1 protein-coding gene is annotated in these 479 nt (G+C 63.5%); it reads right to left on the bottom strand.

Translation table 11 applies throughout. The annotated features are described in order from the left end of the window. The coding region (locus tag JWG43_RS17900; RefSeq protein WP_205244304.1) for an SDR family oxidoreductase at positions 1–479 on the bottom strand (479 nt) is incomplete at both ends.

Below are 479 nucleotides of genomic sequence, written 5' to 3'. Positions count from 1 at the left end.
GTTTTATCACGGGTGATACCGGCGTTGTGCACCAGGATATCGATACCATCGGCCAGTTGCCCGGTCAGTTGTTCTGCGGCATCGGCGGCACAGATGTCGAGCGCGATGCTGTGCCCGCCCAAGCGCGCGGCCAGCGCATCGAGATCGCTCTTGGCGGCCGGCACGTCGAGCAGGATCAGTTCGGCGCCATCCCGGGCCAGGGTTTCGGCAATCGCGGCGCCAATGCCACGGGCCGCACCGGTAACCAGTGCCTTGCGCCCGGCCAGGGGGCTGGTCCAGTCCTGCACCTGGTTGGCGCAGGCCTTGAGGCGCAGCACCTGGCCGCTGATAAAGGCACTTTTTGGCGAGAGAAAAAAGCGCAGTGCGCCTTCAAGCTGATCTTCGGCCCCCTCGCCGATATACAGCAGTTGCAAGGTACTGCCGTTACGCAACTCCTTGGCCAGCGAACGACTGAAACCTTCGAGCGCACGTTGCACGCT

Source organism: Desulfobulbus alkaliphilus, assembly GCF_016918545.1.
Taxonomy (GTDB): Bacteria; Desulfobacterota; Desulfobulbia; order Desulfobulbales; family Desulfobulbaceae; genus Desulfobulbus; species Desulfobulbus alkaliphilus.
The sequence above is the reverse complement of the archived record's forward strand: the minus strand, read 5'-3'. Positions and strand labels throughout refer to the sequence as shown.